Raw genomic sequence first — 1,626 nt, 5'->3', positions numbered from 1 at the left:
GCCTAGCCCGTCTTATTCATGAGGACGGTGGATCTGGAGTGGCGGGCGTAGCGTAAAGCATTGATCTAGCTTAGGGATTGGGTGCTAACGCCAAGCCCACAAACCAGATCGAGCCCGCCACGCCCGCCATGTCCGATCCTACGGGTCTCCCGTTCGCGTTTCCATCCGTGCGGGGCAAGAAGCTCACAGCCGCCTTCGATGGCGGACGCCTGACCTCGGATGGTGGCGTCATGCTGCTCGCCCAGGCCGCCCGGCGATCGGGGATCGCTGAGAAGCTTGCTGCGGTGATCTCGGATCGACGTGATCCGAGCCGGGTCGTGCACCCGCTGCCCGAGATCCTGCTTGCCCGCATCCTGGCGATTGCCTGTGGTTACGAGGATGGCGACGACCTCGACCATCTGCGGGCCGACCCCGCCTTCAAGCTCGCCTGCGGGCGGCTGCCCGAGAGCGGTGCGGACCTGATGAGCCAGCCCACCGTCTCGCGGATGGAGAACACCCCCGTCCTGCGCGATCTGATTCGCCTCGGGCGAGTGCTGATCGACCTCTACTGCGCCAGCTACGCCGTGCCGCCAGCCGCCGTCACCCTGGACATCGACGACACCTGCGACGTGGTCCACGGCCAGCAGCAGCTGTCGCTGTTCAACGCCCACCACGACGCGCGCTGCTTTTTGCCGATCCACGTCTACGACACCGCCACCAGCCGTCCCGTCGCGATGATCCTCCGTCCGGGCAAGACACCCTCGGGTCGCGAGGTCCGCGGCCATCTGCGCCGGCTCGTCCGGGCGATCCGTCGTCACTGGCCGACGACCGCGATCACCATCCGCGGCGACGGCCATTACGGGCGGCCCGAGGCGATGGACTGGTGCGAGGACAACGGCGTCAGCTACGTCTTCGGCCTGACCGGCACCAAAGCGCTCGCCGCCAAGGTCGAGCCGACCGCCGACCATATCCGGGTGGTGCGGGCCATCGGCGACAAGGATGCGGTTCGCGGCTTTGCCGAGACCACCCACGCCGCCAAGTCCTGGCGGCAGAAACGCCGTGTCGCCGCTCGCATAGAGGCCACCCGCCTCGGCCTCGACATCCGCTACGTGGTCACGAACATCGCGACCGGCACGCCGACATGGCTCTACGCCGAACTGTACTGCGCCCGCGGCCAGGCCGAGAACCTGATCAAGCTGCACAAGGGCCAGCTCGCTTCCGACCGCACCTCCTGCCGGCACCCGGCCGCCAACCAGATGCGGCTCGTCCTGCACACCGCCGCCTACTGGCTGATGCTCACCGTGCGCGACGCCATCCCGACCACGCATCGCCTCGCCAAGGCCGAGTTCACGACGATCCGCCTCCGGCTGCTCAAGCTCGGCGCTCGGATCCGCGAGACCACTGCCCGCGTCCGGCTCGCCTTCGCCGCGGCGTGTCCAGAAGCCGACCTGCTGCGCCACCTCGCGACCGTACTTGCTCCGGCGCCGGCCTGAACCACGGGACTGTGACGCCCCGACGAACCCACGCCCCTCCCTCCAGCGCCGATAAAACGATCCGTATCCAGACGCGTCAGACCAGACGCGGAATCCCGCTCGCCGTCAGCCCAGAAACCACCGTCCGCAAGCGTCCGATGAATAAGACGGGCTA

1 protein-coding gene is annotated in these 1,626 nt (G+C 67.8%); it reads left to right on the top strand.

Features of this window, described 5'->3' with window-relative positions; translation table 11 throughout:
- Positions 1-128: 128 nt before the first annotated feature.
- Positions 129-1,472 carry an IS1380 family transposase gene (locus tag MFF13_RS26155; protein WP_238273387.1) on the top strand — a complete coding sequence of 448 codons (1,344 nt, stop codon included), beginning with the start codon at positions 129-131 and terminating at the stop codon, positions 1,470-1,472.
- The last annotated feature ends 154 nt before the right edge of the window (positions 1,473-1,626 follow it).

This window comes from Methylobacterium cerastii (genome assembly GCF_022179125.1).
In the GTDB taxonomy this organism is placed as follows: Bacteria; Pseudomonadota; Alphaproteobacteria; order Rhizobiales; family Beijerinckiaceae; genus Methylobacterium; species Methylobacterium cerastii.
Note: the sequence above shows the minus strand (reverse complement) of the source record. Positions and strands in the feature narration are given on the sequence as shown.